Raw genomic sequence first — 6,510 nt, 5'->3', positions numbered from 1 at the left:
AGGCAAGGCAGGACGTGTTCGACTACATCGAGATGTTCTACAACCCAAAGCGCAAGCACGTCAGGAACGGGATGCTGTCACCCGTCGAGTTCGAACGGCAGCACCAGATGTAGCCCGACGGCGTCTACGAAACTCGGGGCTATTCAATCTGATGGTCCAACGCTTCATCAAGTCCGGCTTTTTCACCCCGGTCGTGAAAGGCGGCGGTGAGCGCCACGAGTACGCGTTTCGTCGTGATCACATCGAAGAGTTCCTCGAACGCCTCGGAATGGGCGTTCCTGTGCTAACTGCCTGTCCAGACGGCGCGCTACCGCTCCAAAAGGCTGCGCGCGCCTACGCCGCGCCGCTGGATCGGCTGTGTATGAGTATCATTCTCGGCCATACCGAGCTCTCCGGTCGACTTGAGGATGGAAGCGGCCTGGGGCAGTTCGTGATCTCGCGGTCAGCCACCAAGCGCTTCAAAAAGCAGTATGACGAAGAAGGAGAGGACTACCTTCTGGAGGGCATGTTTCAATTCAGGCACATGAAGCAGCTGGAACTCGATCTAGACCGCAAGGCTGACAGGTCGGTCGCTTAAGCCCGGGCGGAGGGTGGCGGAGCACCTCGAAGTTTGGCTGAGTTCGTCGGCAGGTTCAGCACTGAAGGCGTTGGTAGGGATCATCCTTGCAAACCTGGAACCCTATTCCATGATTGCAAGGATAATTGACCGCGGAATGGCTGTCGAAATCGCTAGGCTTCTCAACGAAATCTCCGCTGTCGCCCTACTCGGCCCGCGGCAGCTCGGCAAGACAACGCTGCTATTGAGATCTGGGAACAGCGCCCTGCAATGGCCCTAAACCATTCCGAGGGTGACGACGAAGAGACTCGTATTCCTGTAACCAGATGTTAGCCTAGCCGGGCGGGGTTGCGTAGCGATGAGGTGGTGTCATGCCGAACGCCGACGCCTTGACGATTTCGTCCTATCAACAAAGGAAAATCGCTGTTTTGCGAGCGGCGGAGCTCCTCCCGTCCTCTCCTGGCTCAGATGGCGAGCGAGAGTTCGAGGCTCTGACAGAGGCTATCGCGGACTTTGATATCCGCCAGGAAGCACTCGGCTACATCGAGATTCCGCAGGCCTTCGTGCGCCTTCTCCACGGTTGCCATCACAGTTGGATCTCGAACAGGCAGCGTTAGGCGTGCTGTGACGAAGAAAATCCCCACACACTCAGGTTCGCTGCCGTGCACCTAACGGCTCCGTCTTGAGGTAACCGTAGTTCGAAGCGTTACCTGTTACCCACTACGCCGCGTGCTGGCATCGCTATGGGCATTCGCGCGAGCTAACCCACTCGCGCTCTATGACATCCGTCAAGCGCAGGTCGATTCAACGGCCAAGGTCATCAGGATGTTGCGTTGGCCTCTTGAGTGGAAGACGTTCGCGTCCGCCAGAACCGTCTGCTCAGGGGGCGGAAGCGTCACCAACATCCATCAGATCGTCGTGATCCGCCCCCGCCGAGAGGTCCAAGTTGATTGTTAGTGGACGGTCGGCCTGGGCGCCAGCGCGGGCGGCGTAGCTGGTCTGGGTTGCGCAGCCGCCCGTGCGGTCATGGCGGGGATGAAGACCTCCGGGGCGGGAGGCTTGTATCCGAGTGAGCCGTGCGGGCGCAGTGTATTGAAGTGCCGCCGCCAGCTTTCGACGATGATCTTCGCCTCCGCGAGGGTGTAGAAGATTTCGCCGTCGAGGAGTTCGTCGCGCAACCGGGCATTGAATGACTCGATGAAGCCGTTCTCCTAGGGACTGCCGGGCGCGATGTAGGCGGTCTTCGCGCCAACCGCGCTGATCCAACCCTGCACCGCTTTGGCGACGAACTCGGGGCCGTTGTCTGAACGAATATGCTCCGGCACACCGCGCAGGATGAACAGGTCCGAGAGCACGTCGATGATCGATCGCCTTCAGCTTCCGGTCGATGCGGATCGCCAGGCATTCATGGGTGAACTCGTCGATGATGTTGAGCATGCGATACTTTCTCCCGTCATGGGTGCGGTCCTCGACAAAGTCGTAGGACCAGACATGGTTGGGCCGCTCGGCGCGGAGGCGGATGCAGGATCCGTCTCCCAACCAGAGCCGACCTCGTTTGGGTTGTCGGGTCGGAACCTTCAGCCCCTCGCGTCGCCAGATGCGCTCGACCCGCTTGTCGTTGACCACCCAGCCTGCCGTCGAGCGCAGCAGCGCGGCGATCTTGCGATAGCCGTAGCGGCCATAGCAGCGGACCAGTTCGACGATGTCGGCGATGAGTTGCTCCTCATCGTCGCGTCCGCGCGGGACCCGGCGCTGGGTCGAGCGGTGCTGCCCCAATACACGGCAGACCCGCCGCTCCGACACCTTCAGAGCGAGCCGGACATGGTCGATGCAGGCACGGCGACGCGCGGGGCTTACCGGTTTCCCGAAGCCGCCTCCTTCAGGATCAGCTTATCGAGCGTCAGGTCCGCGACGGCGCGGCGGAGCCGGGCGTTCTCGGCTTCAAGCTCTTTCATCCGCTTGACCTGATCCGACTTCAGGCCGCCGAACTCACGGCGCCAACGATAGTAGCTAACCTCCGTTACGCCGATCGAGCGGATCGCATCGGCAACGGATTGGCCCTGCGAAACCAGCACATCGACCTGGCGCAGCTTCGCGACGATCTCTTCGGGCTTGTGACGCTTCTTCGGCATTGCGGTCCTCCTGTCTGCCAAAAGACATACTTCAGGGTGGACCAATTCAACGGGGGTGGATCAGTCGAAGGTCTGGGCAATGTCGGCGTTCTGCTCGACCTCTCGGTTCACTAGCGTCAGGATGTCGGTGAGCTTGCAGCGCCGATGGGTGCGTGCGTAGTGGAACGGCAGGCGCCCATCCCCCATGCGCTGCACGACGAGGGGGCGGGAAACCCCAAGGATCTTTCCGGGCTGAGCTCGGTGTTCAGGGGCCCAAAAGCCACGGCGCCTGCCTCGACGAGAACGTCGATGAGCTCCTTCACCAGCGGCGCGAGGCGAGCGTCGATGTGGATATGCGCACCCTGCGGGTTGAGGTAACAGCAGCTCGAAGTGTTACCTGTTACCCCGCGTGCTGATATCCCTCCAGCAGCGTGAACGCCGCGCGACCCGGCTCCTTCACGAAGAACCTCTTGTGGTTAGCCCTGGTCGTCATTCGGCTGGAAAGAACACTCGCACTTAGTTTTTCCTGGCGCCGCTCAGCCTCATCGAGCAATTTTTTCGGGAGATAAGCCAAAAGCTCGGCCGCGCGGAAAGCCTCCGGTCGTTCTGGCGACAGACGCCGCATCTGAGCCTGCACTTCGATCATCACGCGATCCCAGAATTCATTCGCCATGCGACGCCTTACGGCGGGATCAAGCGATTTGAGTTCGTGGCTGTTACCTTCCGCCGGTTCCTCCGGCGCCTTGCTGGCTTCAGGCACAACGTCGCGGTCGCTGAGCTGAAGCTCTGTAGGGCTCCCGCCCACAACATCGTCTCGACGAGTTAGGTCGTCAATTTTTGCGCGGGCGACAGCCAAATCGCACGCCAGCTGCTCAGCCCGACGCTCTGCATCCTGAATTCGCGCCTCGGCAAGATCCGCGATGACAAGGCCCTCGTCCCGCAGCCGTTCGTTTTCTGACCGGATACCTTCGATGCGCTTTCGCTCGGAGTCGAATTGCCGAGCCGCCTCCTTCACTGCCTCGTCCCAAAGTGTCTTGCCCAACGTCGCCAACTGACGTTGCAGGGCCTCCGGAAGCTGGGGTGTCTCCAGAGCGGGCTGATAGGAGCGCTCGATCTTCCAATCGGCAAGGTGCTCCCCGATTGAGCGATAGGACCCGCCGTTTGGCAGCCTCTTTCGAACACTTCGGATCGAAATCCTCACCGGTTCCTTACGCATCTCATCGGCGACACGAAAAACGTCTTCTCTCGTAGGCATAGGCTCCTCCAACGCCACCAATCCATGCCATCGAAATGTGAAGGCGGAATTGATCTGTGGAGGAGAGTTGACCGGCTTCTAGCGCGACAATTCGCCCGATATCTCGGCGCTGACGACGCCGGGCTCGAAGATAATTCAGCGCTTCCCACTTATGGGGTGCGAACCCCCTGCCGTTGCGCATTTTTGGGGTGTATTGCGACAGCCTTATACGGGTAAATGCCGACCAAAAATCAACGACCTAGACAATCATCGGCGTTCACTTATGGGGTGCGCCACAAGCTGTATGCCTAGCCACCGGGGGCGTTTGTCGTATGCCCGCCTTCACCTGCAGGCTGCTTGAGGAATTGACTCAACAGATCCACCGGCAGCGGGAACACCACCGTCGAGGAGCGCTCGCCCGCGATGTCATGCAGGGCCTCGAAATAGCGCAGCTGCATGGCTTGCGGCTCCGCTGCCAGCATGTGGCCGGCTTCGACCAGTTTTGCCGCGGCCTGCTGCTCCCCGTCGGCGTTGATGACCTTGGCGCGCCGCAGCCGCTCCGCCTCGGCCTGCTTGGCGATAGCGCGGACCATGCTTTCGTTGAGGTCGACATGCTTGATCTCGACATTGGAGACCTTGATGCCCCAGGCATCGGTGCGCTGGTCGAGAATCTCCTGGATGTCGCTGTTGAGCCTGTCGCGCTCGGCCAGCATCTCGTCGAGCTCGTGCTTGCCGAGTACCGAGCGTAGCGTCGTCTGCGCCAGCTGGTTGGTGGCAGTCATGAAATCCTCGACCTGGATGATCGCGCGCTCGGCATCGACGATGCGGAAATAGAGCACGGCGTTGACCTTCACCGAGACGTTGTCGCGTGAGATGACGTCTTGCGGAGGCACGTCCTGCACCACGACGCGCAGGTCCACGCGCACCATCTGCTGGACGAAAGGCACGAGGATGATGAGGCCCGGCCCCATGACTCCTGTGAAGCGACCGAGCGTGAAGACCACGCCGCGCTCATATTCTCTCAGGATGCGGATCGCCGCTGACAGGAAGAAAGCCGCCAGCAGCGCAATGATCAGATAGGCCACGTAGCCGACCATCGTCGTCATCGTCGTGCTCCATCGTTCGCCGCATCGCGCCGCCGTACCGTCAGGACGAGGTCGCGGACCGCGGTCACCTCGGCGCTGTCCCCGGGCATGATTGGCTCGCTAGCCTTCGCCCGCCAGCGTTCGCCGAGCGCCAGCACATGGCCTTCGCCTCCGTCCCAGTCGAGGATGTCCACCGCAAGCCCGCGCATCGCCTCGCCGCCGACGCGGGGCGGGTTGCGCCGCGCCGCCCAGACATAGGTGCCGGCCAGCAGCGCGAGCCCCAGCGTCACCGCCGCAGCGGGGCCGATGATCGCCCAGGATATGGCAAAGCCCGGGCCCTCGACCTGGAGCAGCATGGTCGCACCGAACAGAAAGGCGGCCGCGCCGCCGAGCCCGAGCACGGCCGTCGGATTGAGGGCCTCCATGATGAGAAGGGCGACGCCGAGCAGCATCAGCGCGAGCCCGGTATAGTTGATTGGCAGCAGATCGAGCGCGTAGAGGCCAAGCAGCAGGCAGGTGGCGCCGACCACGCCCGGCGCCACCGCGCCGGGGCTGATGAACTCGAAGACGAGGCCGTAGACGCCGACCAGCATCAGGACAACGGCGATGTTCGGATTGGTGATGACGGAGAGAAGCTGGATGAACCAGCCCGGCTCGAGCGTCTCGACGGCCAGGCCCTTGGTGGCCAGCACTTCCTTCTTGCCGGCCACGTCGACGGTGCGGCCATCGACCAGCTGCAGAAGCTCGGTCCTGTCGCGGGCGACGAAGTCGATGACATGCTGGTCGAGCGCCGCGCTGGCCGACAGGCTCGCCGCCTCGCGAACCGCCTTCTCGCCCCAATCGCCGTTGTGTCCGCGCAATTCGGCGAGCGAGCGGATCAGCGCCACCGCGTCATTGGTCACCTTGGCGAGCATCGCGTCGCCGGCCGGCCGCCCGCCAGCGTCCTTCCCGTTGCCGCCCGGGCCGTTATCCTTCTCACCGCCGGGGAGCGAGGGTAAACCGCCCATCTCCACCGGGGTGGCGGCCCCGATATTGGTGCCGGGCGCCATCGCCGCGACATGGGTGGCGTAGAGGATATAGGTCCCGGCACTCGCCGCATGGCCGCCCGCCGGCGCGACATAGCCGACGACGGGAACGGGCGAGGCCAGGATGTCGGCGATCATCTCGCGCATCGACGTGACCAGGCCGCCGGGCGTGTCCAGTTGGAGGATGAGGACTTCGGCATTGCGCCTGGCGGCAACGCTCAGCGCTTCCTTGAGCTGGCGCGCGCTTCCCGGGCCGATCGCGCCGTCGATCGAGGTGCTCAACGCGACCCGTTCCGCCGCCGTTCGGGCCGGCGAAAAGGAAGAAAGAACCGCTGCGGCTAAGACGGCCGCTGCGAAAAGGGCCACCCGCACGAGTCTCACGGTCAGAACTCCGTGGAATCTATATGGGCTCGATTCCAGCGAAGTCCATGACGCCGGCGACAGCGGCGGCGCGATGTCTCCTGCCAGGAGATGGCGCCCTGAAAGCCTTCGCTCATTC

At 62.6% G+C, this 6,510-nt stretch carries 7 protein-coding genes and 1 pseudogene; 3 read left to right on the top strand and 5 right to left on the bottom strand.

The window, feature by feature from the left end:
• From AB4Z16_RS24895 to AB4Z16_RS24885, 3 genes are all read left to right on the top strand, one after another.
• Positions 1 to 113: IS3 family transposase (locus AB4Z16_RS24895; RefSeq protein WP_441511199.1), on the top strand; the 113-nt coding region annotated here is incomplete at its 5' end.
• A gap of 38 nt (positions 114 to 151) precedes the next feature.
• Positions 152 to 577, top strand: coding sequence for a hypothetical protein (locus AB4Z16_RS24890; protein ID WP_441514011.1), 426 nt, complete (start codon positions 152 to 154; stop codon positions 575 to 577).
• Between the two features lie 350 nt (positions 578 to 927).
• Positions 928 to 1,173 carry a hypothetical protein gene (locus AB4Z16_RS24885; RefSeq protein WP_441514010.1) on the top strand — a complete coding sequence of 82 codons (246 nt, stop codon included), beginning with the start codon at positions 928 to 930 and terminating at the stop codon, positions 1,171 to 1,173.
• A 336-nt stretch (positions 1,174 to 1,509) separates the two neighbouring features.
• Here AB4Z16_RS24885 and AB4Z16_RS24880 read toward each other — a convergent pair.
• From AB4Z16_RS24880 to AB4Z16_RS24860, 5 genes and pseudogenes are all read right to left on the bottom strand, one after another.
• A pseudogene (locus AB4Z16_RS24880) lies at positions 1,510 to 2,688 on the bottom strand (IS3 family transposase).
• A gap of 60 nt (positions 2,689 to 2,748) precedes the next feature.
• Positions 2,749 to 2,874: a hypothetical protein gene (locus AB4Z16_RS24875; protein ID WP_441514009.1), complete on the bottom strand. Its 126-nt coding sequence runs from the start codon at positions 2,872 to 2,874 to the stop codon at positions 2,749 to 2,751.
• A 193-nt stretch (positions 2,875 to 3,067) separates the two neighbouring features.
• Entirely contained in the window at positions 3,068 to 3,922 is an 855-nt protein-coding gene (locus AB4Z16_RS24870; RefSeq protein ID WP_441514008.1) for a DNA-binding protein, read from the bottom strand.
• A gap of 287 nt (positions 3,923 to 4,209) precedes the next feature.
• Complete coding sequence (locus AB4Z16_RS24865) at positions 4,210 to 5,007, bottom strand: slipin family protein (RefSeq protein ID WP_441514007.1); 798 nt, start codon at positions 5,005 to 5,007, stop codon at positions 4,210 to 4,212.
• Positions 5,004 to 6,392, bottom strand: coding sequence for an NfeD family protein (locus AB4Z16_RS24860; protein ID WP_441514006.1), 1,389 nt, complete (start codon positions 6,390 to 6,392; stop codon positions 5,004 to 5,006). The genes AB4Z16_RS24865 and AB4Z16_RS24860 overlap by 4 nt, the downstream gene beginning before the upstream one ends.
• Positions 6,393 to 6,510: the final 118 nt, after the last annotated feature.

It is taken from the genome of Allobosea sp. TAF32, from assembly GCF_052113585.1.
Taxonomy (GTDB): Bacteria; Pseudomonadota; Alphaproteobacteria; order Rhizobiales; family Beijerinckiaceae; genus Allobosea.
The sequence above is the reverse complement of the archived record's forward strand: the minus strand, read 5'-3'. Positions and strand labels throughout refer to the sequence as shown.